Annotated in this window: 18 protein-coding genes, 2 tRNA genes and 2 pseudogenes; 10 read left to right on the top strand and 12 right to left on the bottom strand. The window is 35.8% G+C overall.

All coding sequences use genetic code 11. The features are described 5' to 3' along the window. Positions 1–18: 18 nt before the first annotated feature. Both htpG and LF886_RS05175 read left to right on the top strand, forming a co-directional pair. A complete protein-coding gene (htpG, locus tag LF886_RS05180) occupies positions 19–1911 on the top strand; it encodes a molecular chaperone HtpG (protein WP_236854292.1) in 1893 nt (630 codons plus the stop codon). A 620-nt stretch (positions 1912–2531) separates the two neighbouring features. Continuing rightward, positions 2532–2900 (top strand): helix-turn-helix transcriptional regulator, encoded by a 369-nt coding sequence (locus tag LF886_RS05175; RefSeq protein WP_317207666.1) that lies wholly within the window; start codon positions 2532–2534, stop codon positions 2898–2900. Positions 2901–3355: 455 nt separating this feature from the next. On the opposite strand, the gene LF886_RS05170 is transcribed toward LF886_RS05175, so the two are convergent. Next, positions 3356–3652 carry an MGMT family protein gene (locus LF886_RS05170; protein ID WP_236853008.1) on the bottom strand — a complete coding sequence of 99 codons (297 nt, stop codon included), beginning with the start codon at positions 3650–3652 and terminating at the stop codon, positions 3356–3358. A gap of 88 nt (positions 3653–3740) precedes the next feature. On the opposite strand from LF886_RS05170, the gene LF886_RS05165 reads away from it, so the two are divergent. Further along, a complete protein-coding gene (locus LF886_RS05165) occupies positions 3741–3887 on the top strand; it encodes a hypothetical protein (RefSeq protein WP_236853007.1) in 147 nt (48 codons plus the stop codon). Positions 3888–4319: 432 nt separating this feature from the next. Here the strand turns inward: LF886_RS05165 and LF886_RS05160 are convergent, their stop codons facing one another. From LF886_RS05160 to LF886_RS05140, 5 genes are all read right to left on the bottom strand, one after another. Next, positions 4320–5291 (bottom strand): deoxyhypusine synthase family protein, encoded by a 972-nt coding sequence (locus LF886_RS05160; RefSeq protein WP_236853006.1) that lies wholly within the window; start codon positions 5289–5291, stop codon positions 4320–4322. A gap of 429 nt (positions 5292–5720) precedes the next feature. Then, positions 5721–6101, bottom strand: coding sequence for a GreA/GreB family elongation factor (locus tag LF886_RS05155; RefSeq protein ID WP_236853005.1), 381 nt, complete (start codon positions 6099–6101; stop codon positions 5721–5723). Positions 6102–6400: 299 nt separating this feature from the next. After that, positions 6401–7042: a hypothetical protein gene (locus tag LF886_RS05150; protein WP_236853004.1), complete on the bottom strand. Its 642-nt coding sequence runs from the start codon at positions 7040–7042 to the stop codon at positions 6401–6403. Between the two features lie 50 nt (positions 7043–7092). Continuing rightward, positions 7093–7485, bottom strand: a complete 393-nt coding sequence (arfB, locus tag LF886_RS05145) for an alternative ribosome rescue aminoacyl-tRNA hydrolase ArfB (protein ID WP_236853003.1) — start codon at positions 7483–7485, stop codon at positions 7093–7095. A gap of 58 nt (positions 7486–7543) precedes the next feature. Beyond that, positions 7544–8572: an AMP-binding protein gene (locus LF886_RS05140; protein WP_236853002.1), complete on the bottom strand. Its 1029-nt coding sequence runs from the start codon at positions 8570–8572 to the stop codon at positions 7544–7546. 98 nt (positions 8573–8670) lie between these two features. Here LF886_RS05140 and LF886_RS05135 point away from each other — a divergent pair. The 3 genes from LF886_RS05135 to LF886_RS05125 all read left to right on the top strand — a co-directional run bounded on the left by LF886_RS05135 (position 8671) and on the right by LF886_RS05125 (position 10657). Next, a tRNA-Gln gene (locus tag LF886_RS05135) sits at positions 8671–8741 on the top strand. A 229-nt stretch (positions 8742–8970) separates the two neighbouring features. Then, positions 8971–9041 (top strand) — tRNA-Gln (locus LF886_RS05130). A gap of 77 nt (positions 9042–9118) precedes the next feature. After that, positions 9119–10657 carry a T9SS type A sorting domain-containing protein gene (locus tag LF886_RS05125; RefSeq protein WP_236853001.1) on the top strand — a complete coding sequence of 513 codons (1539 nt, stop codon included), beginning with the start codon at positions 9119–9121 and terminating at the stop codon, positions 10655–10657. Between the two features lie 115 nt (positions 10658–10772). Here the strand turns inward: LF886_RS05125 and LF886_RS23995 are convergent, their stop codons facing one another. The 6 genes from LF886_RS23995 to LF886_RS05100 all read right to left on the bottom strand — a co-directional run bounded on the left by LF886_RS23995 (position 10773) and on the right by LF886_RS05100 (position 15659). Beyond that, a complete protein-coding gene (locus tag LF886_RS23995) occupies positions 10773–10952 on the bottom strand; it encodes a hypothetical protein (RefSeq protein WP_317207645.1) in 180 nt (59 codons plus the stop codon). 60 nt (positions 10953–11012) lie between these two features. Further along, positions 11013–11405, bottom strand: coding sequence for an HdeD family acid-resistance protein (locus LF886_RS23990; protein WP_317207644.1), 393 nt, complete (start codon positions 11403–11405; stop codon positions 11013–11015). 237 nt (positions 11406–11642) lie between these two features. Then, positions 11643–12749 carry an agmatine/peptidylarginine deiminase gene (locus LF886_RS05115; RefSeq protein ID WP_236853000.1) on the bottom strand — a complete coding sequence of 369 codons (1107 nt, stop codon included), beginning with the start codon at positions 12747–12749 and terminating at the stop codon, positions 11643–11645. A gap of 4 nt (positions 12750–12753) precedes the next feature. Further along, on the bottom strand, positions 12754–13365 hold the full coding sequence (locus LF886_RS05110) for a hypothetical protein (protein WP_236852999.1): 612 nt from the start codon (positions 13363–13365) through the stop codon (positions 12754–12756). Between the two features lie 336 nt (positions 13366–13701). Further along, positions 13702–15120, bottom strand: a complete 1419-nt coding sequence (locus LF886_RS05105) for an amino acid permease (protein WP_236852998.1) — start codon at positions 15118–15120, stop codon at positions 13702–13704. 242 nt (positions 15121–15362) lie between these two features. After that, the gene (locus tag LF886_RS05100) at positions 15363–15659 is read right to left on the bottom strand and encodes a helix-turn-helix domain-containing protein (protein WP_236852997.1); all 297 of its coding nucleotides are present in this window, start codon (positions 15657–15659) and stop codon (positions 15363–15365) included. Positions 15660–15840: 181 nt separating this feature from the next. Between LF886_RS05100 and ccoN the strand changes: the two genes are divergently transcribed. The 4 genes and pseudogenes from ccoN (at position 15841) to LF886_RS23885 (ending at position 26671) form a co-directional block, all read left to right on the top strand. Then, a complete protein-coding gene (gene ccoN, locus LF886_RS05095; protein WP_236852996.1) occupies positions 15841–18120 on the top strand; it encodes a cytochrome-c oxidase, cbb3-type subunit I in 2280 nt (759 codons plus the stop codon). A gap of 19 nt (positions 18121–18139) precedes the next feature. Further along, positions 18140–19027, top strand: coding sequence for a cbb3-type cytochrome c oxidase N-terminal domain-containing protein (locus LF886_RS05090; protein ID WP_236852995.1), 888 nt, complete (start codon positions 18140–18142; stop codon positions 19025–19027). 294 nt (positions 19028–19321) lie between these two features. Beyond that, positions 19322–24346, top strand: a pseudogene (locus LF886_RS05085) (translocation/assembly module TamB domain-containing protein). Then, a pseudogene (locus LF886_RS23885) lies at positions 24346–26671 on the top strand (BamA/TamA family outer membrane protein). The pseudogenes LF886_RS05085 and LF886_RS23885 overlap by 1 nt, the downstream one beginning before the upstream one ends.

Below are 26671 nucleotides of genomic sequence, written 5' to 3'. Positions count from 1 at the left end.
TAAAAAATCTAAAATATGATGACTAAAGGAAATATTAATGTATCTGTGGAAAATATTTTTCCGCTTATTAAAAAATTTCTTTACAGTGACCACGAAATATTCTTAAGAGAGTTGATCTCCAACGCTACTGATGCAACATTGAAGTTGAAACATTTAACCAGCATCGGGGAAGCAAAAGTGGAATACGGAAACCCGAAACTTGAAGTTAAAATTGATAAAGACCAGAAAACTTTACGCATCATTGACCAAGGTATTGGTATGACTGGTGAAGAAGTTGAGAAATACATCAACCAGGTTGCTTTCTCAGGAGCTGAAGAGTTTCTAGAAAAGTATAAAGATTCTGCAAAAGATTCAGGGATTATCGGGCATTTCGGTCTTGGATTCTACTCTGCGTTCATGGTGGCGGAAAAAGTAGAGATTATTACAAAGTCTTACAAAGATGAGCCGGCAGTACGCTGGATCTGCGATGGAAGCCCGGAATTTACTCTTGAGGAAACGACTGACAAAACTGACAGAGGTACGGAGATTATTCTTCATATTGCTGAAGATTCTGTAGAGTTTTTAGAAGAAACAAAAATCCGTGAACTGTTATTAAAATATAACAAATTCATGCCTGTTCCGATCAAATTCGGGACTAAAACACATACACTTCCATTACCGGAAGATGCTCCTGAAGATGCAGTAGCTGAAACAGAAGAAGTAGACAACATCATCAACAATCCGGTTCCTGCATGGACAATTGCTCCAAGCGAACTAACCAATGAGGATTATATGAAGTTCTACCATGAGCTGTATCCAATGCAGTTTGAGGAGCCTCTATTCAATATCCACCTGAATGTTGATTATCCTTTCAATCTTACAGGAGTTCTATTCTTCCCTAAGCTGAGCAATAATCTAAATATTGATAAAGATAAAATCCAATTATACCAAAACCAGGTATTCGTAACGGATGAAGTAAAAGGTATCGTTCCTGATTTCCTAATGCTTTTGAGAGGAGTGATTGATTCTCCGGATATCCCGTTGAATGTTTCCCGTTCTTATCTTCAGGCAGATGGTGCTGTAAAGAAAATTTCATCTTACATCACGAAAAAAGTAGCCGATAAAATGGCTTCTTTAATCAACGAAAATCGCGAAGACTACGAGCAAAAATGGAACGATATTAAGATCGTAATCGAGTACGGAATCATTACAGAAGAGAAATTTGCTGAGAAAGCAGACAAATTTACGCTGTACCCAACTACAGATGGTAAATATTTCCTTTGGGATGAATTGATTGAAAAAATTAAACCTACACAAACAGATAAGGACAACAAACTGGTTGTATTATATGCTACAAATGCCGATGAACAGCACAGCTACATCCAGTCTGCAAAGGATAAAGGATATGAAGTTCTTTTATTAGATTCTCCTATCACTCCACACGTTATTCAGAAACTTGAAACTTCAAAGGATAATATTTCTTTTGCAAGAGTAGATGCAGATCACGTGAACAACCTGATCAAAAAAGATGAGCCGGTTATTTCAAAACTGAATGAAACGGAAAAAGAAGCTTTAAAAAAGAATGTAGAAGAAGCTATTCAGGATACTAAATTCACTATACAGCTTGAAGATCTTGACAGCAATGATGCTCCATTTACGATTACCCAGCCGGAATTCATGAGAAGAATGAAGGAAATGCAGGCTACTGGCGGCGGCGGTATGTTCGGAATGGGAGGCTTCCCTGAGATGTACAATCTTGTTGTGAACTCAAACAGTGAGTTTTCTAATCAGATTTTAAAGACCGAGAATGCTGAGGAGAAAGATAATCTGATCAAATATGCTTTGGATCTTGCCAAACTTTCTCAAAATTTACTGAAAGGAAAAGACCTCACAGATTTTATACAGAGAAGCTATAAGCAACTTGAAAAATAATATACAAGAGACTGTTTCATTTTGAAGCAGTCTTTTTTTGTATGAAAAGTTTGGAAAAGCGCAAAGACGCTAGTTTTTTGAATACTATATGGTGTAAGACAAAAAAATTTTATCTCCGATAAAATTGTGTACTGTATAGTTTATTTTTTATCTCACGCTGATTTTACAGATTATGCTGATTTACATAAACATCAGCTCAATCTGTGTGATCTGCGAGAAAATTTAATTCGAGATTAGATATCTTCCTTTGCTGAAAATCTTAGATTTTCTTGCACCTTTAAATTTCTATGACATAATATTAAACTCTTTGCGCCTTTGCGTTCCCAACACCCAAAAAACTGTCTAAAAATATCAATAGTTAATCTAAACCTTATAGGTTTAAGTCTTGTCTCTTACAAAATAATCTTTGATCAATCAAAAGTTATTATGAAATGAACAACTAGTGCGAAGAAAATTTTCAACAATTAATATACACAGCATGCATATTATAAACCTTTTCCGCCTTTTCTCTTAGCCTTCATTGCTTTACTCTACATTTTTTCTACTTTTTATTGTATACATTCTGCTTTTTCGCCATTTTTGTATAAAATGTCGGTCATGCAAAAGAAAAACTACGCGTCATCAGAAAGCAAAAAGGTTATACTCAACAACAGGTAGCTGACTTTATCGCCACAGATGTATCTAATTACAGCAGAAAAGAAAGCGGTGATGTAAGGATCGTAAAAGATGAATGGGACAAACTTGCGCGTTTTCTGAATGTACAGATTGAAGACATTTATGAAGAAGAGGAAGCTACAGTAGTTGTAAATAATGATCATCCTGTATTTAATGATAGATCTTCTTCTGCGGGAGTAATTACCAATCAGAATAACTATGATAATATTCCGGGAGCTATCATTGAAAACCTACAAAACTATATTGCTTTATTAAAAGAGGAGAACGAAAGGCTGAAAGATGAACTAAAAGGTCTCCCAAAAGGAAGAAAATAACACAGTTTGAAACTGTAAAAAATATAGATGTCACTCATATTAAGTTATGTAGTGACATTTTTTTATGTAGATTATAATTGAATGCTTTTTTGACGCAAAATTTCTTATGAGCTCTTTCTTTAAACACGAAGAACACTAATAATTTCACAAATGTCACAAATATAATTCTTGTAGTGATTGAATCTGTGTAATCTGCGAAATCTATGGGAGATTATTTTAGCGCAAAGTTTTATGATAAAAGCCTTATATTCTTAGGAGGCTAAGAAGGGCGACTTCGTCGCTAATGAAGCTTTAGAGTTATGTGTAAGCTTCGTAAGAATCAATGAAATTGATTCCATCTTTGCTCTCTTTAAATTATCTAGTATCAAAATAAAAACTTTGTGTTTATAAAAACACTTATTTTTTGCCACAAATGCACGAATTTATTTTGATATGAATGTTTAATGAAAAACTCATTATAGTTCATTCATCGGATCCCAAAACAGTTTTTTGAAATTTTTTATTCTGAAATTTTCAATAGTAATCCCTTCAGCTTCAAGTTTTGGCTGAAATTCCGGGACAGATAATACTCCCGAACTGGAAATAACACGGTGAGCAGGAACATCTTTCGGGCATCCTCCCATTGCTTTTCCAACATGTCTGGAATGATTAGGATAGCCAACTGCTTTTGCTATGGCACCATAAGTAGATACTCTTCCTTTCGGAATAAGCCTTGCTACTTCGTATACCTGTTGTTTGAAAATTTCATCCATATTCCTTTATTGTTTTTAGCTGGCTATCTTTTTTGCATCATTTTTGAACTATTACAGTCTCCATGATGTTTCATTAAAAGATAAAGATATGAAAAAATCATTTTTCAGGCTGTTGAATGCAGTCAATAAAAAGGTTCTCCCGAAGCTGAGTAATAAAGATCCCAATCATCTGACTAAGATTGAAAAGGGAATTCTGGTGTATCGTTATTTTGTATTAGTGAATTCGTTGGATTGATTTTTTTCTTTTCTATGGATTACACAGATTTTCACAAATGCTTATGTATGTTTTTTGGAGAATGCAAAGGCGCAAAATTATTTTGAATGCTATGTATTGTAAGGCGCAAGGATTTTATCTTCGATAAAATTGTATATAATCTCACGCAGATAGTATAAAAATCTGCGTAATCTGTGTGATCTGCGAGAAACTATATACCACATATTTGAACCGTTAAGATCATTTAAGTTGTAAAGAATATTAAGGGAAATAGCTAAAGCTATTTTATGTAGCTATGTGCTTTATTTTCATCAAAGATAAAACTTAATTATTCTTATTATTTTCACTTTCTTAATGGTTTAAATAGTTTTACTTTATTTTTTCCAAGAAATAAAAAAGCGCTCCAAATGAATTGAAGCGCTGATATTTTAATCTCTTTTGAGAATTGTGTTCTTAGTTTTCTAAGATATAAGAGAACATCAATGGTGCACAGATTGTCGCATCACTTTCAACGATAAACTTCGGTGTAGTGATATCTAGTTTACCCCAAGTGATTTTCTCATTAGGAACTGCTCCTGAATAAGAACCGTAAGATGTTGTAGAGTCAGAAATCTGGCAGAAATAAGACCAGAAAGGAATGTCGTGCATTTCCATATCCTGATACAACATTGGTACTACACAGATAGGGAAATCTCCTGCAATACCTCCACCAATCTGGAAGAATCCAACTCCTTTTCCTGCTGAATTTTTAGTATACCAGTCAGCTAGGTAAGTCATATATTCGATACCTGATTTCATTGTAGTAGCTGTAAGTTCTCCTTTGATACAGTAAGAAGCGAAGATATTACCCATTGTAGAATCTTCCCATCCTGGTACTACGATTGGCAAGTTGGCTTCTGCAGCAGCGATCATCCAAGAGTTTTCTCTAGGAATCTCATAGTATTGCTCCAATACTCCTGAAAGGATCATTTTGTACATGAATTCGTGTGGAAAATATCTTTCTCCTTTAGCTTCTGCATCTTTCCAGATCTCTACGATATGCTTTTGTAATCTTCTGAAAGCTTCTTCTTCAGGGATACAAGTATCTGTAACTCTGTTTAAACCTCTTTCCAAAAGATCCCACTCATCCTGAGCAGTCAAATCTCTGTAATGAGGAACTCTTTCATAGTGAGAGTGTGCCACAAGGTTCATTAAATCTTCTTCAAGATTGGCACCTGTACAAGAGATAAAATCTACTTTCCCCTGACGGATCATTTCAGCAAGAATCTTTCCCAATTCAGCAGTAGACATTGCTCCTGCTAAAGTAATCATCATTTTCCCACCATCTTTAAGATGTGCAACATATCCTTTAGAAGCATCCACCAATGCAGCTGCGTTGAAGTGCAGGTAATACTTTTCTATGAATTCAGTTATCGGTTTGCTCATTTTTTTAATTTTTGCAAAGATAAAACTTAAAAACGGAATGCAGTCAAAGCACTTCAAGAAAGTACCATAGAGGGATCTTTTTTTATCATTTGTTAAATTGCATTTGTTGGAAACGCGAAGGCGCAAAGAGTTTCATGCGTTATGAAAATTTTAAGGCACAAGAAAATCTTAGATTTTCAGCAAGTGGAAACATTAAATTTTCATGCAAATCATACAGATTGTGCATATGTTTATGTAAATCAGCTTGAGAAAAAAAATAATATATATAATACACAATTTTATCGAAGATAAAATCCTTGCGCCTTACAATACATAGCATTCAAAATAATTTTGCGTCTTTGCGTTTTCCAACATTAAGTCTATAAAAAAGCGCAGCCCATACGAGCCACGCTTTCATTGTAATTCAACCTAACAGCATTCAACAGGAATTTATCCTTCCCAGGTTTCTACTTTCAGGATCTCAATCTTCCTTTCTCCATCTTTGAAAGGCCAGTCGATAACATCTCCTACTTTATATCCTACGACCGCAAGGGCAATATCCGATAGTATGGAGTACTTATTTTTTTTGAGCTTTTCTTTGGTGGAAGGCACAAAAATATATTCGTGTTCAAAATTTAATGTATGATCTTTTAAGGTTACTTTCCTCTCAACCGTTACAATGTCAGTTGGAAGATCTCTTCTCAAAACTTGTTTTGCTTTTCTAAGTTCTTCAGTAAGTCTTTTTTCTTCTCCGATGCTCACTTTTTTTCTTCTGAGTGTATCTTTTATAGCATCATAAATTCCGGTGGTTACAATAATATGATTGGACATTTTCTTCAATTTTTTTTTAATTAAAATGCAGTTATTCCCTAACGATCCAATGTAGAATCCAGGCATATGACAGCCTCCTTCTATAGAAAACCGCAAAAACAAAAATAAAAATTCGGAGTGATTCCCTGTCTTGAATCCTGACAGGGCTTAATTGATAAAGTCCTTAGAACTTTTCAGAAAAGAATCTGTGTGAAGATAAAGTAACGACAGCAACAATCCTGATTGTCGGCTTCCTGCTGATAAAGAGATTGTTGCTGCCATTATTATGAGATATTTTGTAATCCTTACAAATATAGCACTTAAAAACGGAATGTAGCGGCTGCACTTAAAGTAACTCTATGTAAACCTTCTTTTTGATCATCATCAAATTTGTATGTTACTCCGTTGAACTTCATTTTATTCAGTGTACCACCACTTAATCCTACTTTTGGCCCTATTAGGAAGTTCTTGCTGACCTGATATTGATAACCAAGATCTATTTCGGCCCCTAAAGTACTTCCTGTGCCTTTCACACTTCCCGTTTTTGTAGTATAAGACATTACTCCCAACGCTACATCTGCAAATACTTTATGTCTTGTAGGTAAATGATTATTTGAAATAAGTCCGGAGAATCCGAAAAACGTAATATTATCTTTTGTGGTCACAGGAACAGAAACTGGCATTCCATTGACATATCCAAGCATAAACCCATCACTGGATGCACCGTAGTGAGAATATTTCAAACCAAATGCAATCCCTCTACTCACCTCATAATGGGCAGCAATATCAAAGTTCAACCCATTTTTCAGATCTTTTACATATTCTTTTTCTTCCTTGCTAAGCCCTGAAATTGTTTTTGCTGTTCTCCATGCATAACCTACGGAAGGTCTGATGGAAAATTTTTGAGCAAAAGTTATGATGGAGATTGAGAATAACCCCAGTGTTATTAATTTTTTTATCATGGTTTTTAAAGTTTTTGGCAAAAATAAAGTTTTCTGTGGGAGAAACAAGTTTAAAACCTAAAACGTCTGTTTTCTTTTTTATCCGAAATCTTTTTCTTGCTATCCAGTCTTTTCTGTTTCTGACCTTTTGAAGGTTTTGTTGCCGTTCTTTTTTTAGGAACGATGAGCGCTTTGTTGACGATTTCAATTATTTTCTCAATCGCTTTATTTTTGTTCATCAATTGGGTTCTGCTTTCGGAAACTGTCAGAAATAAAAAACCTTCTGCATTGATTCTATTTTTTACTTTATTCTGAATCAATATTTTTTCATCATCATTAAAAAACTCTGAGGCATCTACTTTCCAAAGTACAGTAACAGCAGTCTCCACTTTGTTGACATTCTGCCCTCCTGCTCCGCTGCTGCGGGAAGTTTTAAAGCTGAGTTCTTTTGAAAAGTCTTTCATTGTTTTATTTTTTTAAAGTCAAGATTTAAGAGCCAAACGCTAATAATCATGATTCATGTTAGAGATCTATGTTTATATTTTTATACAGTTCTATTCTGTTTACTTTTCCGTTGGGCGTCCGAGGAATTTCATTGATGAAAATAATTTCTTTTGGTTTATGGAAATTTTTCTCAAATGGTATTTCCGAAATTTTCCTTATCACCTCATCTGACTTCCCTCCTTCTATTACCAATATCAGTTTTTGCCCCAGGCTTTCATCTGGTAAACCGATAAATACAGCTTCGTTCGGGAGTTCTTTTTTTACCAATACTTCAAGGGTTTCCGGGAAAATTTTTGCTCCTCCAGAATTGATAACGTTATCAATTCTTCCGAGAAATTTAAATTGTTTTTCATTCCTAACATCAACTAAATCATTAGTTTGCAATTCTTCAACATTCACATTAGGAGCAAATATTTTCAAGCATCCTCTATCATCCAACGAGATGGATACATTTTCAAAAGCTGTGAAATAATCTTCCTGCTGTGGCACCAATTGTTTTAAAGCGATATGAGAAAGCGTTTCCGACATTCCATAGGTTTCAAAAATACGGTTTGAAGTACTGAGATTCTTCTGTAGAATTTTATTTTTCAGACTTTCTGAAACTGCTGCACCACCAATGATTAAATTTTTAATCAGATGAAGTTTTTCCAATGAGTTTTCTACCTGAAGTGGTGTCATAGCACAAAAGTCTATTTCTTCCTCTAAGTTCTCAACAGGTTTCAGAGAAGGCTCTGCAATTCTTAATTTCAATATTCTTTCTACAGAACGGACAATCATCATTTTCCCAGAAATATATTCTACAGGCAGACAGAGTAATGCCGTATTACCTTCTTCCAATCCCAAAAAGTTGCACGTCATCACTGCAGAATTGATCATTTTCTTTTTCTCAATTTCAAAAATTTTAGGAATGCCCGTAGAGCCTGAAGTCTGTACATTCACCCCTGTTTTTTCTGAAAACCATTCTTCGAGAAAAATTTTCACTTTTTTTTCAAATTCAGTATTAAATGATAAATTATTAATATTGAGATTATTGAAGTCTATCAGCATATTTTCCATAAATAAAATCCACAGTAAATTTAAAAAAAAAATCAAAAATCCTTGTATATAAATAAAAAAGATGTAAATTTGCACCACCAAAATAAAACAGACCTATAGTGTAACGGTAACACTCCGGTTTTTGGTACCGTCATTCGGGGTTCGAATCCCTGTGGGTCTACAAACCATCCTTTTTAAGGATGGTTTTTGTTTTTATCATTAACCGAATATTTTTCATTAAAAAATTCATCGTACCAGATTTTATTTCCCCTCAAAAGGTTATTATCTGCTTCAACGAGCCTGGAAATAGAAAATCAAATTCTATTTTTTCATGTAAAACAGTAGAAAATTGAAAGAAGATATTTGTAAATAAGAAAAAAATATATAAATTTGCATCACCAAAATAAAGCAGACCTATAGTGTAACGGTAGCACTCCGGTTTTTGGTACCGTCAGTCGGGGTTCGAATCCCTGTGGGTCTACAAACCATCTTTTTAAGGATGGTTTTTTTTATTCCTTCTTTTATTTCTGATTAAATTCTTATAAAAAACTATAACCTATGAAAAAACATTATTTCTTATTCTTTTCAATTTTCACCATTTTTTTGAATGCACAAAGCATTAGTTTAGATCCTACATTTGGAAATGGTGGTTATTGCATGTATGATGATTATAGAGAAGTATCGGATGCTGTAATGCTACCGGATGGTCAATTCATTACTGCAACATCAACGGGTTCTATCACCATTAGAAAGGTAAACCAAGGTGGAATTCTTGATACATCTTTTGGAACAAAGAATTATGACATGGGCATTAATTCATCAGATAAAAGCGAATCCATCAAAAAAATTGTTTTAAATAATAATAAAATATTGATCTATGGAAGAGTAAATGCCACTCCTACCCACAGTTTATATGATTTGTTTATTACCAGAATTAATCTGGACGGTTCTCTGGATACCAGCTTTGGTACTAATGGTTTTACCACTCAATCTGTGAGTCAAAATGGTACAACTGAAGATATTGCTGTAGATCAAAATGGCAACAGCTATCTTCTTATTTCCAACATGGGCTCTTATATGATAAAAGTAAATTCCAATGGAGTCATTGATAATAATTTCGGTACCAACGGGAAGTTATCGCTTAATACGTTTTATCCCCGAAAGTTTTATATCCAAAATGACGGGAAACTGGTCATGGCGGGTACTAAAACCAACACGTTAACCTACACTGAGGATTCTTACATCGAAAGAAGGCTGCCTGACGGTACCTATGATTCTACATTTGGCAGCAATGGATCTGTTTTTATTCCTAATACAGAAGGTTCTGCAGTCAAAAATTTTGAATATGATTATGCAAATAATTCCATTCTGGTATTGCATCAGAAAAGTTCTCCCTACCGAGGTACTTTCTTTTTATCTAAAATTCAAATTTCAGATGGTGCTTCTGTTTCTGGATTCGCTAATAATGGAAGAACAGCTAATTATAACTTTACCACTGCAGAAGAGCTGCAATTAGGCCAAATTACAGTATTACCCAATTCAAAAATAGTAATAATGGGAGCTATTATGAATATGTACAATGGTACCCCAAACCTTATTTATCAATTATTTGTAACTAGGCTGAATGCTAATGGAAGTGTAGATTATTCCACTTCCAGCAACGGTTTTCAGTATTTTATGGCTGCACCTCCTACTACATCACTAAGAGCTGACTATATTAAAAAGTTATTTAATCTGAATGACGGTTCACTTGTTCTTTGTTATTCCGGAGGGAGTGTAACGCATGGCTCTAAGTCATATTTGACCAAATTTAACAGTGGTTTTTTAGGGCTGGATGACATTTCTGCTAAAGATCAGAATACTACTTTTACCCTTTATCCTAACCCGGCGGATGATAACATTACGATACAAAATAAGAAATACAGGAGCGAAAGTTTTGAGTACAGCATTTTTGATCTATCCGGGAAAAAAATTCAAAGCGGTTCTTCAATATTCAATGAACAAATGAATATTCAGAGATTAGAAAAAGGGAATTATATCATCCAATTTGAAACTAAAAAAGGAGATAGACAGTCTTTGAAATTAGTGAAGAAATAAAAGCATCTATCATTTCTATAAAATATAAACCATCCTTTTTAGACTGCCCCAAAAAGTTAGCCACTTTTTGGGGCAGTCTATTCTCAAGGCCTTTTATATCAGAAAATACGGTTTATTATTTTTTCAGATCATCAATCTCCTCCTGTATAGATTTGATTCTGTCTCTTAATTCCTGACTTACTTTTCCAGGAATTTTTTTAATTTTCCTTAAATCCAGGGCCAGCATAATGGAAGCTATTCCCATAAAAATAAAGGAAACGCCTGTGAGGGTCACTAATGAAATTCCTGTAAACACGGGATTAAATATCAGCAACAGAGAAAATATAATTCCTCCAACGCTGGCAAGGGCTACATTTCACCAACTCATTATTTTCATACTTTTCAGGTCGAAAGCAAAACCCAGCAATTGAAAGGAACGAAACAGTAAAGTAAATCCAATCACAAATGGAAGTACGGTCATCGAAATCTGAGGATTTGCAATAAGATAAACCCCAATTGCGGTAGTCAATAATCCACTTACCAAAAACCAGCCCCAGCCCTGCAGGGATTTGCTATTCTGTAAGGAAAAGAATACTTCCGTAATTCCTGAAAATAGGAATGAAACACTAAAAAAAATTGAAAGGGTTACATACGTTGCAAGTGGCACACTGAATACATAAAATCCACAGATCAGAAAAATGATTCCAAAAATTAATGGAATGTACCAATGCTTTACCGTGTTAGTAAGCGTTTGAAACAAATTTGCCATAGGTGTGTTTTTTTAATTTTGCCTACTCTTGATAACGGTTTTCGGCATACCCGCAGGAGATTTCAAACAGATGATAATTTTTCACATTAACTTGAAATATAACCTCTTACTAAGATACAAAAAAACAAAGAAACGAGCCAGATTCTGAGAGTTGTTTTCACAAAAAAAGCATCAGATGAAGCCAATTTAATCAATTGAGTTCACCTGATGCACAAAAAATTACTTAATTCTATGAATTTATTTTGCTAGATTTCCTGCAGGCTGCTGCTGCGTAACGCAATGTACCATTCCTCCGTTTTCATATAGATTTCTTACATCTATTCCTATTACTTTTCTATCCGGATATTGCTCCTGAATAATCTTATTGGCAACTGTATCATTAGGATCTCCATAATTAGGAACAAGCACTACAGTATTAGCTACGTAATAATTTACATAAGATCCTTTTTCTTCTAATTGCTTTCCGTACGCCGTTTTCACTTTGTTTTTGGTAGCAGGTATATATACTTTTTTATATTCTTTTCCGTCTACATTGGTTGCGGTATACAATGTATTGACATCTTTCTCTGAAATCCCAAGTTCGAGAAGATCATCTTCATTCATGGTAATCATTTTATTATGATTAATAAATTTCATGAAACCATCAATGTGCATATCGGTAACGTCCAATCCGGTCACCCCATCCAACCAAATCACTTTGGATACTCCGTAAAACGTTTCAAACATTTCTTCAGCTTCTTCCTGAGTGATATCTTGGTTTCTGGTAGCTCCTTTTTTCTGGCTGATTACTGAACTTTTACAAGCCATCAACACACCATTGCCATCTGTTTCCACAGAACCTCCTTCGTTGACCATTTCCTCATTCAGATCGATTACTTTTATTCCAAGATCACTACCCAGCTTTTGCGGGATTGCATCACAGTTTTCAAAATCAAATTTCTCGCCCCAGCCGTTAAAACCCCAATCTTCAATGAGAACATTTCCTTTATTATCTTTTACGAAAATAGGCCCGTTATCTCTGATCCATACATCATCGGTAGGATAAACTTTGAAATCAACATTCTTCATAGGAACTTTATTATCCTCCAGAAGACGGATAATTCTATTTTTTTCCTCTGCATTATAAGCAATAATGTGAACTTTTTCCCCTGACTGAAGGGCCTTTGTCATATCTACCCAAGTCTGCTCTACCCTTTTGCGGTACGTCATACCATGTTGATAGTGATGCGGCCATTGCAGCCACGTTCCTTCATGCCGCGAAGATTCTTCGGGAAAATGATAATCTGTTTGTGCCATACTTAATATAAAACTCAATACAAAAGTGAGTGTGAATAATTTTTTCATATCATTAAAATTTCTTTCCAATAAATACACCGAAATTGACATCGGTTTCAAAACTACTTCCTGTCTGGGAAATATTACTTCCTATTCCAAACTGCATTTTTTTCTTATTTTCTATTCCTAAACGGATAACCTGACTGCTGGACTGATGTTCTTTAAAACTGAAATCGGATTCTACGATCAACATGCTGTAAAGATTAAGCTTCTCATTGATTTTAGGAGTATATTCCAATAAAGTATAGAGTCCAAGTCCGAATTCTTTCGCATCAGTAGAATAGGTAAATGCAGGAAATACATTGATGGCGAAAACATCATTTTCTTTGCCATACGCCAATCCTACAGACGGCATGATATCTTTCTCTGAAATATGAACGCCTGCAGAAACACCCAGGTTCTTTATAATTCCATAATTAAGATTCTGATAAAGCTCAGGACTTACTTTTCCTAAGTCATAGTTGTAGCTAATAGTTCCTGAAGCAAAATAATTCCACTTGCCACTGAAATCTTTATTATATATTCCCAAAAGTTCAGTCTCTTTATTTCCACCATAAGCCTGAATAGAAATTTGTGACTTGACACAAAAAGGGAGTAATAAGATGAGGAGAAGTATATTTTTCATTCTATTTGTTTTTTTGAAACTTAATCATCATTGTGATGATTTGATGATGCAAAATTACGCTTACCAAAAAAACAAATCTTGTCCTAAATTGACATTCTATTCCTACAAAGGAAAATAAATACAGGTGATAGTATCTTCCGTTTCCGACTGTAAGTATTCATCAATTCTATCGGAATGATCCGGTAGAAGTTGTTATTCAACAAGCCAAAACGATAGAAAAAAATGATATATTTTCACCATATATCTTACTACCAATTTACAGAAAATAAAAACAAAAAGGTGAAAATCATTTAATTTTCACCTTTCTAAAACCTATTTAAATTTGTTTTTATATTGTTATTTCGGTTTGTACAGTTTGTACATTACGAATAAAAAGCCAATCCATACAGGAATTAAAATCACCTGAATTTCCATTCCTGTAATACTCATCAATCCTAAAATCAGCACCAAAAACGCAATACAGATGTAATTGGATACAGGGTAAAATATAGATGGGAATTTTGAATGAATTCCTGATGCATTGATTGATTTTTTAAACTTCAAATGGGTGTAACATATCATCAGCCAGTTGATGATCAAAGTAGATACCACCAAAGCCATTAAGTATTCAAAAGCTTTTTCCGGTACCAGCTTATTAATGATAATACAGATCCCGGCAAAGCAAGAAGAAATAATGATTGCGTTGGTAGGAACAGAGTTTTTATTCAGTTTTTTCAGGAATTTTGGAGCATTCCCCTGTTGAGCCAATCCGAAAAGCATTCTGCTGTTACTGTAAACACTACTGTTATACACTGATAAAGCCGCCGTTAAAACAATCAGGTTAAGAACATTCGCAATTAACGTATTGAACTGAACCACTTTACCAAAAAGACTAAATTCAAGACCGTTCAGGTTTTGGAAAACCATTACAAACGGGCTTGATCCTTCTGTAATATCTCTCCAAGGGCTTAATGCAAATAAAATAACCAAAGCACCTACGTAAAAAATAAGGATTCTATAGATCACCTGATTAGTAGCCTGTGGAATAGTTTTCTCCGGATTTTTTGCTTCTGCAGCCGTAATCCCGATTAACTCCAATCCACCGAAAGAGAACATAATCATTGCCATCGCTGAGAATAACCCCGAATATCCGTTTTCTGTTTTATTAAATAATCCTTTAGGGAAGAATCCGCCATCATTCCATAAATTGGTAATTGTCGCTTTTTCTCCTCCTGTACCACTTATTAAAAGATATATCCCGAAAATAATCATTGCGATAATAGCCACTACTTTGATGATGGAAAACCAGAATTCTGTTTCTCCGTATACCTTCACAGAAGCCAAGTTAAGTGCATTGATCACTATAAAGAAGAATAAACTGGAAACCCAAAGCGGAATATCAGGCCACCAAAAATGAATATAATGACCTATTGCTGTAAGTTCTGCCATACTTACCAGGATATAGAGAATCCAGTAGTTCCACCCGGAAGCAAACCCTGGAAAATTTCCCCAATATTTGTAAGCAAAGTGACTAAAACTTCCCGATACGGGTTCCTGAACAACCATCTCACCAAGCTGACGCATAATAAAAAAGGCGATAATCCCAGCTAAAGCATAGCCTAAAATTACTGATGGTCCAGCCAATACTGCAGCCGGTCCAATTCCCAGGAATAATCCGGTTCCGATGGCACCTCCAAGGGCAATTAATTGAATGTGTCGATTTGTTAATCCTCTAACTAAAGTCTCGTTTTGTCCTGTTTTATTTTCGTTGCTCATTGAATGAATTATTCGGTCGCTAAATATATAAAAACTTTTGAGAGAAATTCACATTCCATGGGGTAAATTGACAATTCGAGTTCCCCTTAACAGAACAGGGCTCTTTTCTTTTATATCCTTATTGATAAAGCTTACGAGTTGTTATCTATTTTTTAGCCAAAAAAAGATGATCTCCCTCAATAGCTGAAGGAGATCATTATTTTATGATGACTTATATTGAATGTAAAGCGTAAAACTAAAGCCTACAAAAACTCTTTCGGAATCGCAATATTATTATTTTTCATGTACTCCAAAAGGCTCTGGTATTTTTCTTCATTTCCGTCTGTTCCACATTTGTGCGAAATGCTGCAGATATCGGATGGCTTAATGTCTAAAATATTGGATATTTTAGTCAGTATCTCCAGGTTGATCTTCACCTTGGAATTCTCAATATCGGAATAGGCCTTTTGGGAAATTCCCATTTCAAAAGCCATATATTCCTGCGTAAGATCTCTGCCCCTACGTATTTTCCTGATATTTTGTCCACATACTTTCATCATTTTTGTTTTAGTAGTTTTCGGTATATTTTAGAAGATTATCTATTAGCCTCTAACAAAGGTAATAAATACCTTTGGCAAAACATTATACACGTTACATGATATTTATTTTCAATATAAAAAAGGCTTAAAAACACCTCTTTTTTCAGAGAAAATATCACTTCGGTAAACACTATTGGAATTTATGGAGACGCAAAAATTTAATTATGACAATAATATTGTCAGAGCATTCCTCTATGCGACTATCACATTCGGACTTGTAGGATTTCTGCTGGGGCTTACGGCTGCACTGATGCTTTTTTATCCTGAATTACCTGAATTTTTATTCGGTACGGATGATACAACCATTAAAAGCTTAGCTTCGGGTAATATTCAGGGGCTTATCAATACTCAGGGAGCAATGGGCTTCGGAAGAATCAGAATGCTCCATACAAGTGCTGTAATTTTTGCTTTCGTATGTAACTCCTTTTTCTGTGGTGCTTACTATAGTATGCAAAGACTTCTTAAAACCAGAATGTACAGTGATACATTATCATGGATTCACTTCTGGTCATGGCAGTTTATGATCGTCAGCGTAGTGATTACTTTCCTTATGGGAATCAACACTTCAAAAGAATATGCTGAACATGAATGGCCAATTGATATCTTAATTGCATTCTCATGGATCATTTTCGGAATCAATATGTTTGGAACTATTGCCAAAAGAAGGGTAAGACATTTGTATGTAGCCATCTGGTTCTATCTGGCAACCTGGATCGCTGTAGCAATGCTTCACATCTTCAATAATCTTGAAGTTCCTTTATCTTTCACAAGCTGGAAATCTTATTCTGTATATGCAGGTGTAAAAGATGCATTAGTACAATGGTGGTACGGGCACAATGCGGTAGCATTTGTATTAACCACTCCTGTATTAGGTCTGATGTATTACTTTATGCCAAAAGCAGCACAGCGACCGGTATTCTCATACAAACTATCCATTATTCACTTCTGGTCGCTGATCTTTGTATACCTTTGGGCCGGCCCTCACCACCTGCAATATACAGCATTACCGGCATGGGCTCAGGCAGTAGGAACAGGATTCTCCATTATGCTTATTGCACCGTCATGGGGAGGAATGCTGAATGGTCTTCTTACCTTAAGAGGAGCCTGGGATAAAGTAAGAGAAAATCCTATTCTAAAATTCTTTGTAGTTGCTATTACCTGTTATGGTATGGCCACTTTCGAAGGACCTTTATTAGCAACAAAATCATTAAATAAAATTGGTCACTATACCGACTGGGTGATTGGTCACGTACACTTAGGAGCTCTTGGATGGAATGGTTTCATGGCATTCGGGGTGGTATATTATCTGGTTCCGATCATGTGGAGAACACCCCTTTGGTCTAAAAAATTGGCCAACTGGCACTTCTGGCTGGGAACATTAGGAATTATCTTCTATGCTGTACCTATGTATATCGCAGGATTCACACAGGGATTGATGTGGAAACAGTTCAACCCGGATGGAACCTTATTATGGAAAAACTGGCTAGATACTATTACAGCAATCATTCCTTACTTTAAAATGAGATTCTTAGGAGGTATATTTTATCTTTTAGGAGCAATTTTAATGGTGATCAATGTTATCAAAACCGTTAAAGCCGGATCATTCCAGAAAGAAGTTCCTGCAGAAGCTCCTGCATTAGCCAATATCGGAACTTCAAGAAAAGAAGGTGAAGGTGTACACTTATGGTTGGAAAGAACACCTACTCTTCTATCTATATTAGCTTTCATCACAATAGCAATTGGTGGACTGGTGGAAATAGTTCCGACGCTTTCACTGAAGCAAAGTGTCCCAACGATTACAGCTGTAAAACCGTATACTCCTCTGGAGCTTGAAGGTAGAGATTTATATATCCGTGAAGGGTGTAACGCCTGCCACTCTCAGATGATCAGACCTTTCCGTGACGAAGTAATGAGATTTGAAGGAAAAAACGGACAATATTCCAAAGCGGGAGAATTTGTATATGACAGACCCTTCTTATGGGGATCTAAAAGAACAGGGCCGGATCTTCACAGAGAAGGAGGCAGAAACCCAGATTCATGGCACTTCAAACATATGTACAACCCAAGAATTACTTCTGCAGGTTCTATTATGCCGCGTTTCCCATGGCTGATCACCAATAAGCTGGACAGAAACGAGATGGTAGATAAAATGAAACTGATGAAAAATGTCTTCGATGTACCTTATACAAAAGCCCAGATCGATTCCGCCAACCAATGGGCAGATAACCAATCCAAAGCTATTGTACAAAGAATCTATTCTGAAGCCATTGATATAAAAGATCAGATGGTCAAAGAAAAATCGGCAAAAGGATCTGCTTATGTACCCCTTGAACAAAGAGAAATCGTAGCAATGATCGCTTACCTGCAGAGATTAGGTACAGATATTAAAACAACACAGGTACAAACAGCAAGCGTAGAGTAACATTTAAAATTGTATTGCAATGAAAACGAGAACCCCAATTTCAATATATATCGCAACAACGATAGGTTTAACGATCATGGCCTTTGAAATGTTCGCCGGAGATTCAGGATATTTTTCTTCCCCTTTTTTCTGGGCACTGATATTAATTGCTACTATCCTTCTGCTGATCATGAACTCGATTGGAGATCTGGTGGAAAATGAAAGCTTCAGCAGATTATCAGAGGAAGAGAGAAAACAATATCTGGCAGAAAAAAAGATTCCTTATTATCAGAAATTATGGAATTCCGCCTTCAAAAAGCAATCTGTGACCGAAGAAAAGGATATCCTTATCGACCACGGTTTTGACGGAATTACAGAGCTTGACAATTCTCTTCCAAAATGGTGGATAGGTCTATTCTGGTTTGGATGTATTTTCTGTGCAGTGTATCTGTTTGCCTTTTCTTTCACAGATTATGCCCATCCGGATGCAGAATACACGAAAGAAACAAAAACCATGTTGGCTTCCATCGAGGAGTATGAAAAAACCGCGCCTCAGATCAATCTGGAATCCGCAAAATACAGTGCCGATAATATCGCAGAAGGCCAGGAGCTTTTCAAAACGAATTGTGTTACCTGCCATGGAGACGGTGGAAAAGGAGGTATAGGTCCCAATCTTACTGACACCCACTGGATCAATATGAAAGAAAAAAGCTTATTTAAAAATGTTTTCTGGATGCTTGAAAATGGCTCTCCAAACAATCCTACCATGAGACCTTTCATCAAAGAAGGAACCATTACAGGAAGAGATGCAGAAAAAATTGCCGCTTATATTTATCATATCAACCAGGAAACGGCTCCAATTACAACTGCTCAAGGGGGTGCTGCCGCACAGGGAGAAGAAGTAAAATGGGAGAACGGAAACAACTAAAAAAATTATTATCTATCATATAAACCATGCCACGCCCCCTTTGCAACTACACTAACTTTTGAATTTTCATTTTTGCTAACTAACCTTTTCAACATCAAAAAATGATAAAAAGGGGGCGTTTTTTACAATAACAATTCTTGCCTTGGCCTGTCTTACTCAACTATTCACTTGACAACTACAAACTAAAAATTCCATAAAAAGACAGCCAAGGCAGGATTTTTGCATTCGTAAAGGGTACCACAACAAAGTCAAAATAATTTAGTATTATTATCTTTGTTAGAAACCACACCGAATTTGAAACTGAAAATCAACACCACAAAACTCTTAAGGCGTATTGTTATAACCTTTATTTCAATATTGGTTCTTCTTACCCTGTTGATACTAAGCTTAAGACTTCCAGCCGTTCAGAACTTTATTAAGGACAAGCTCATTGTTTATCTTGAGAAAAAATCAAAACCAAGGTAAGCCTTGAAAGAGTCTACATAGGATTTCCCAACAGTCTTGTGATGGAAAACCTATATCTGAAAGGACAAGACGTAGATACTCTTCTTGCAGTCAAAAAACTGGATGTAGGACTACACATGCTAAAGCTTATCAATTCTACGGCAGATATTACTTCGGTGAGTATGGAAGGAGCCCGCGCCAATGTTGTGCGGAAGCAGGATGGTAAATTCAATTTTGATTACATTATCGATGCTTTTGCTACCACTGATAAGGAAGAAAGCTCTTCTAAGCCATTTATTATTTCTTTGGATAAAATTAATTTAAAAGATATTGGTGTTACCTTCAATGACCAGCAGTCAAAGAATGATATTAAACTCTATTTTAAATCGTTTGATACCAGGGTAAAAACTTTTGATCTTACCAAAAATAATTATGCCGTCAATGATATTAATCTTGATGGATTAAAATTAAAGCTAAAGCAGGGTCTTATAGAAGAAGTAGCAAATAAGGTTGAGAAAAAAGTAGATTCTCTCAACAAGAAGACACCGATGAATATTGGGTTAAGAGGCATTAAACTTACTCATTTTGATATTGATTACGGGGATGAAAATACCAAAACATTTGCAAAAGTTATATTCAAAGAGCTGAGCACAAAGGTCAATAAGCTTGATCTTGAAAACAACGCTTACAACGTAGCCAATGTATTTCTTTCCGGAGCAGATATTAATGCCAATCTTTATCTTCCGGCTCAGAATGCCAACCCGAAAACGACCAAAGAGCCAGAAGTTTCCAAAGCTTCTGATCAGGATAAGGCAATGAAGCTTCTCTTAGGAAAGCTTGTTTTAAATGATGTAAAAGTAAATTATAATAATACCGCTATTGCTCCAACCAAACAGGGAATGGATTTCAACCATCTTAATTTTTCAAAAATGAATGTTGAGGTGAGAAGTTTCAAAATGGAGAATAATACTTTTGCAGGAACCGTAAATTCTGCAGAAATTCAGGAGGCAAGAGGTCTGGATATTCAGAAATTCAATACGGATTTTGTATATGCAGAAAAGGAAGCTTATCTCAAAGATCTTTATCTGCAGACTCCTAAAACAATATTGCGTGATGAGGTTATTTTAAACTACAATTCTATTGATCAGCTAACCTCAAATCTTGGTGCTGTAAAGATTTCAGCCAATATAAAAGATTCAAAAATAGGATTCTCTGATATTTTAAATATTGTTCCGACTTTAAAAAATACAGTGCCATTCAACAAATATCCAAATGCTGTTTTAAATGTCAACGCCAATGTAAAAGGAAGTGTAAATGACCTTTTAATCAAAGACCTTAAAGTTTCAGGGCTGGACGAATTGAGGGTAATGGCATCCGGGAAAATCAAAAATGCAATGAACCCTGATCAGTTGTATTATGATCTGAGAATTGGAGAATTTTCTTCCAGTGCCAAAACAATTTTCAATCTTGTCCCAAAAAATACAATACCTTCCAATATTTCGCTTGCTTCTCATTTCAGTATCAAAGGAAATGCAAAGGGAACGACCAAAGTGGTGAATGCAGACCTTAACCTCTACTCCACTCTCGGAAATGCAGCTGTAGTCGCTCAAGTAGATATGCGTAGAAAAAATCATGAGCTATATGATGTAAAAGCTAATCTTCAGGGGATACAGGTAGGAAAAATTATTCAGAATAAAGATATTGGTCCTATCACCGCACAGATTGCAGCAAAAGGTGAAAGTTTTGATTTTAAAAATGCCAATGCAGACTTAAAAGGGCATGTTGCTTCCGCAGTCTACAAAGGGTATCGCTATCAAAACATGAATCTTACCGGAAAGATCAACAAAGGTGCTTATCATGTAATTTTAGACTCAAAAGATCCGAATGCCAGTTTACAATTGACGGCTTCAGGAGTGTATGATGAAAAAAATCCTACAGTAAAAATAAATGGAGAAGTCATCAAGCTGGATGTCAACAAGCTTGGCTTCTACGAAAAACCAATGATCATTGCCGGAAAAATTGATGGTGATTTCACCAGCTTAGATCCGAATAACCTGAACGGGTATTTGAACCTTAAAGATTTTGCCTTTTCAGATACCAAAGAAGTGTATCCGGTACAGGAAGTCAATCTGAAAGCCTCCTCTACCAATGATTCTACGCAGATTATTTTCAATTCTCAAGTGGCAGATGTGGAATTGAAAGGTAAATATAAACTTACCCAGATCTTTGGGGCTTTAACGAAAACTGTTAATCAGTATTATCAGTTCCAGAAGCCTGATAAAAGCCAAAAATTGATCCGGGGCAGCATTTTACCTTTACTGCAAAAATTAAAAATGATGACCTGATCAGAAAATTTGTTCCGGACCTGAAAGATTTTGAAACCATAAATCTGGTAGGAAATTATGATGCAGATTCTCAGAAAATTGAAATTGACGGACAGATTCCGCGATTGTTATATGGTGAAAATACCATTGAAAAAGGAAGTTTAAAGGTGACTAATGAAAACCAGGCATTGCAGTACAGTCTGAATGTTGCTGCTTTAAAAAGCTCAAGTTTTTCTTTAAACAAAATAAACATTGATGGAGATGTAGCAGACAATACGATCCGATACAATGTTACTACAAAAGACGAGAAAGATGCTACTCAATTCCTGATTGCAGGAAATGCAAAATCGCTGAACGACATTACAGAAATATCTTTAAATCCGAACGGATTAAAGCTCAATTATACGGATTGGAACGTTGCAGAGAACAATAAAATCCAGATCAGCAATAAAGGAATTCTGGCAGATAATTTCATTCTATCTAATGGAAATAGTGAAATCGCAGTTCAGTCTGAAAGCAATAATCCAAGCAGTCCTTTGAACATTTCGTTGAAAGATTTTAAGATAGAAAACATTACAGAATTGATCAAAAAAGATACAGTTCTGGCAAGAGGAACCATTAACGGGACAGCACAGCTTCGGGATGTCACCAAAAAATGACATTCAATTCTGATCTGAATATTTCAGACTTAATTGTATATGGAAGTCCTGTAGGAAATCTTGCCGTGAAAGTAAACAATGCTTCACCGAATGTTTTAAATGCTGACATTGCTCTTTCCGGAAATAACAATGATGTAAAAATCCTGGGTGATTACAATACTTCTTCCAGTACCTTCGATCTGAATATGGCGATCAACCAGCTTCAGATGAAGAGCATCCAAGGGTTCTCTATGAATGCGATTACCAATACGGAAGGGTATCTCTCAGGAAATCTGAAAATCACCGGAACTGCTGATAAACCCAATATTTTAGGAAAAGTAAAATTCAATAACGCAGGTCTTGAAATCGCAAAAACAGGAAGTGATTTCAGAAATCTGAGTGATGAAATAGACTTTACGAGCCGAGGGATTGAGTTTGATAAATTCAAGATCAAAGACAAAGACGGCAATGCTCTTGTTGTGGACGGACAGGTTCTGACACAGACCTACAGGGATTTTGCCTTCAATCTGAATGTGAATGCTAAGAATTTCAAAGTTGTCAATTCAGAAAAGTCTAATGATGCGATGATGTATGGTGTTCTGGCGATTGATGCCGGGCTTCATATCCGCGGAAATCTTGATCTTCCTAAAGTAGACGGAAAGCTGAATGTAGCAGACAACACAGACTTTACATTTGTTCTTCCTCAATCTTCCCCGTCTTTACAGGAAAGGGATGGTATTGTAGAGTTTGTAGATCAGGATCAGGTAGTTTTAAATAAAACAATCAAAACAGATTCTCTCGACTCCAAAAGCCGTATCAAAGGGATGGATGTGAGTGTCAACATTGAAGTCAGCAAAGAAGCCAAGCTCTCTATTATTATTGATAAAGTAAACGGTGATTTTGTAAAACTACAGGGAGAAGCTGAACTGACAGGTGGAATTGACCCTTCCGGAAAAATGACATTAGTAGGAGTTTATGAAGTGGAAAAAGGAAGTTATGATCTTTCTGTGAGTCTGCTTAAACGTAAATTTGATATTCAGAAAGGCAGCACAATCACCTGGACAGGTGAACCTACCATGGCGATCATGGATATTACGGCTGTATACAAAACTGAAGCTCCGCCTATTGATCTATTAGAGCAGCAACTCACCGGAAAAGCAGCTTCACTTATGAATCAGTATAAACAAAAAATTCCTTTCAATACTTTATTAAAAATGAAAGGTGAGCTTTTGAAGCCACAACTCTCTTTTGACATTACTACTGATGAAAAAAATAATTCTGTTGCTTCAACGGTAACAGAGGATGTCAATGCAAAACTCGCGCAGCTCAGAACTCAGGAATCTGAAATGAATAAACAGGTTTTTGCTTTATTGCTTCTAAACCGATTCATCGGGGAAAATCCATTTGAAAGCGGAGCCGGAATGTCTGCCGAAACAATGGCCAGACAGAGTGTGAGTAAGATTCTTTCTCAACAGCTAAACAATCTAGCATCCGGTCTGATCAAAGGTGTAGACCTGAATTTCGGTCTTGATTCTACAGAAGATTATTCAAGCGGACAAAAAAATACAAGAACCGATCTGAATGTGGATATCAGTAAAAAACTACTGAATGACCGACTGAAAGTAACCGTGGGAAGTAACTTCGGATTGGAAGGCCAGGCACGCCAGAACGAAAACATGACCAATATTGCGGGTAACGTCTCCGTAGATTACAGCCTTTCTAAAGATGGAAGATATATGCTGCGTGCTTATCGTAAAGATGAATATCAGGTGGCCCTTCAAGGGCAGATTATAGAAACCGGAGTTGGATTCATTATTACATTAGATTATGACAAATTCCGCGAGATCTTCCAGAAATCTAAAGACAAGAAGCCAAAAAAGAATCAAAATAACCAAGTGGTAGAATTTAAATAATGAGTAAAAAGTTCCATATATATTGTAAGTATCTGTTGGTTTCCGGAATGGCATCCACAGTAGTCTCGTGCAGTAATACAAGGTTTTTGAAAGAAGGTCAGATGCTCTACACAGGAGCCAAAGTAAAGATTGAAAACGATACGATTTCAAAAAAAGAAAAAAAGAACTTCAGGCTGCACTGGAAGCGAACCTTACCCCAAAACCCAATTCCACATTTTTGGGAATGCGTCCCAAGCTGTATTTTTATAATATCGCCAAAGAGCCTAAAAAGGATAAAGGTTTTAATTACTGGCTTAAATATAAAATAGGTGAAAAGCCTGTATTATTAGGTGATGTAGACCGTGAGTTCAATAAAGATATCATTGTCAATTATTCTGAAAACAAAGGATATTTCAATGCTAAAGCTTCTTATGACACGGTTTCAAAGAACAAAAAAGCCCAGGTTATTTATACGGTAAGACCGGGTTCCAGATATTTGATTGACGGGGTAAAGTTTCAGAAAGATTCTACTCTTGTTAATCAGGAGATTCAGAATTTAACGAAAAGAACATTTCTTAAAAACGGAAATCCATTTGACCTGGATGTCATCAAAGCGGAAAGAGAAAGAATTGATAATCGGTTAAAAGAAAGAGGTTTTTATTATTTTCATCCTGATAACATTATTGTACAGGCAGACAGTACTGTAAGCAAAAATCATAAGGTTGAGCTTAACGTAAAATTAAAAGATAACACGCCTGATTTAGCGACTCAGCAATTCAGCATTAATAATGTTATTGTATTCCCTAATTACAACATTCAGGATGTAAAAGAAGGGAAATACAGCATTCCGATGAATAAAGATTCTCTTTCCAAATATGCTTTTGATGATATTTACGTCATTGATCCTCAGCATAAATTCAAACCGAAGATTTTTGACAGAGCTCTATATTTCAAAAAAGGAGATCTTTATAACCGTTCCAATCATAATCTTACGCTGAACAGATTAATCAGTCTCGGTGTTTTCAAATTTGTAAAGAATGAGTTTGTAGTTTCGGATTCACTGAGTCATAAATTTGATGCTTATTATTTATTGACTCCAAGACAAATCCAATCACTTCGTCTGGAAGCTTTAGGAAGAACAAATTCTGCCAACTACGCAGGTAGTGAGCTGAATCTGAACTGGACACACCGAAATTTCTTCAGGGGTGCAGAACAATTCAAAGCAGCAATCTTCGGAGCTTTTGATTTCCAGATGGGAGGTTCTCAGGATGCCAATAATATCTTCCGTGCGGGAGCTAATGTACAGCTTTCCATTCCAAGAATTGTAGCGCCATTCCGTTTTCATTCTTCCAGTGAATTTGTTCCAAGAACGAATATCACTTTGGGATATGAATTCCAAAACAGAACAAAATATTATACCCTAAATAACTTCACCGGATCGTTTGGATATCTGTGGAAAGAAAATGCCCGAAAAGAGCATGAACTGAAGGTGATTGATATTACATTGGTTTCTCCAGCAAATGTTACTGAGGAATACAATAAAATATCTGCCGAAAATCCTGCTATGCAAAGAATTGTAGATAGGCAGTTAATTTTCGGACCTACCTATTCTTTCACGTACACCAATACCATGCTGCCAAGAACCAATACCGTTTATTACAAAGGTACGCTTGATCTGGCAGGAAATATTACAGGGCTGGCTACAGGAGCTGATGTGAAAAAAGATAAGGAAAAGAAAATATTTGGAATTCCTTTCAGCCAATATGTGAAAATTGAAAATGATTTCAGATTCTATCATAAGTTCACTGAAAAATCTTCACTGGCAACAAGATTTATTGGAGGAATCGCTTATCCATACGGAAACTCAGAATTTATTCCTTTCTCCAAACAGTTTTTCTCAGGAGGTAGCAACAGTATCAGAGCATTCCGTGCAAGAACATTAGGGCCGGGTAGCTTTGACCCGAGAACTATTAAGCAGGGAGCATATTTTGATCAGTCGGGGGATATCAAACTGGAATTAAATGCGGAGTACCGCGCCAATCTTTACAAATTTTTAAATGCTGCCGTTTTGTAGATGCCGGAAATATCTGGCTGCTTCATGACGACGATAAGAGGCCTGGGGCTAAATTTTCAAAAGACTTTTTAAATGAAATTGCGGTGGGTGCCGGAGTGGGTCTGAGACTTGATTTTTCTATCCTGATTCTAAGACTTGACCTTGCTATGCCACTGAGAGTTCCTTACTATCAGAAAGGAGACAGATGGGCCTTCGATAAAATTAATTTCGGAGACTCAAGCTGGAGAAAAGATAATCTTGTTTTAAATATTGCCATCGGATATCCATTTTAA

Source organism: Chryseobacterium sp. MEBOG07 (assembly GCF_021869745.1).
GTDB lineage: Bacteria > Bacteroidota > Bacteroidia > Flavobacteriales > Weeksellaceae > Chryseobacterium > Chryseobacterium viscerum.
The sequence above is the reverse complement of the archived record's forward strand: the minus strand, read 5'-3'. Positions and strand labels throughout refer to the sequence as shown.

Excerpts from the sequence above, each read along its gene's own strand:
- htpG (WP_236854292.1), top strand. The coding sequence starts at position 19 with ATGACTAAAGGAAATATTAATGTATCTGTGGAAAATATTTTTCCGCTT.
- LF886_RS05170 (WP_236853008.1), bottom strand. The coding sequence starts at position 3,652 with ATGGATGAAATTTTCAAACAACAGGTATACGAAGTAGCAAGGCTTATT.
- LF886_RS05165 (WP_236853007.1), top strand. The coding sequence starts at position 3,741 with ATGAAAAAATCATTTTTCAGGCTGTTGAATGCAGTCAATAAAAAGGTT.
- LF886_RS05160 (WP_236853006.1), bottom strand. The coding sequence starts at position 5,291 with ATGAGCAAACCGATAACTGAATTCATAGAAAAGTATTACCTGCACTTC.
- LF886_RS05155 (WP_236853005.1), bottom strand. The coding sequence starts at position 6,101 with ATGTCCAATCATATTATTGTAACCACCGGAATTTATGATGCTATAAAA.
- LF886_RS05150 (WP_236853004.1), bottom strand. The coding sequence starts at position 7,042 with ATGATAAAAAAATTAATAACACTGGGGTTATTCTCAATCTCCATCATA.
- arfB (WP_236853003.1), bottom strand. The coding sequence starts at position 7,485 with ATGAAAGACTTTTCAAAAGAACTCAGCTTTAAAACTTCCCGCAGCAGC.
- LF886_RS05140 (WP_236853002.1), bottom strand. The coding sequence starts at position 8,572 with ATGCTGATAGACTTCAATAATCTCAATATTAATAATTTATCATTTAAT.
- LF886_RS05125 (WP_236853001.1), top strand. The coding sequence starts at position 9,119 with ATGAAAAAACATTATTTCTTATTCTTTTCAATTTTCACCATTTTTTTG.
- LF886_RS23990 (WP_317207644.1), bottom strand. The coding sequence starts at position 11,405 with ATGGCAAATTTGTTTCAAACGCTTACTAACACGGTAAAGCATTGGTAC.
- LF886_RS05115 (WP_236853000.1), bottom strand. The coding sequence starts at position 12,749 with ATGAAAAAATTATTCACACTCACTTTTGTATTGAGTTTTATATTAAGT.
- LF886_RS05110 (WP_236852999.1), bottom strand. The coding sequence starts at position 13,365 with ATGAAAAATATACTTCTCCTCATCTTATTACTCCCTTTTTGTGTCAAG.
- LF886_RS05105 (WP_236852998.1), bottom strand. The coding sequence starts at position 15,120 with ATGAGCAACGAAAATAAAACAGGACAAAACGAGACTTTAGTTAGAGGA.
- LF886_RS05100 (WP_236852997.1), bottom strand. The coding sequence starts at position 15,659 with ATGATGAAAGTATGTGGACAAAATATCAGGAAAATACGTAGGGGCAGA.
- ccoN (WP_236852996.1), top strand. The coding sequence starts at position 15,841 with ATGGAGACGCAAAAATTTAATTATGACAATAATATTGTCAGAGCATTC.
- LF886_RS05090 (WP_236852995.1), top strand. The coding sequence starts at position 18,140 with ATGAAAACGAGAACCCCAATTTCAATATATATCGCAACAACGATAGGT.